Annotated in this window: 1 protein-coding gene; it reads left to right on the forward strand. The window is 36.9% G+C overall.

The window, feature by feature from the left end; genetic code table 11:
* Positions 1–233, forward strand: a 233-nt coding sequence (locus IDG64_RS14975) for a hypothetical protein (protein ID WP_206171379.1), incomplete at both ends; no start/stop codon positions are given.

Below are 233 nucleotides of genomic sequence, written 5' to 3' on the forward strand. Positions count from 1 at the left end.
AATAACTGAGTCTAACTTAGTTGAATTTGACGAAGAGTCTACAAAAGGTATTCTAACTGGCGCAGTGAGCGACCATACAACAGTTGAAGATACGAAAGAATATACGACTGAAAGTAATCTGATTGAATTAGTGGATGAATTACCTGAAGAGCATGGTCAAGCACAAGGACCAGTCGAGGAAATTACTGAAAACAATCATCATATTTCTCATTCTGGTTTAGGAACTGAAAATG

This window comes from Staphylococcus sp. EG-SA-15 (assembly GCF_017151895.1).
Lineage (GTDB): Bacteria > Bacillota > Bacilli > Staphylococcales > Staphylococcaceae > Staphylococcus > Staphylococcus aureus.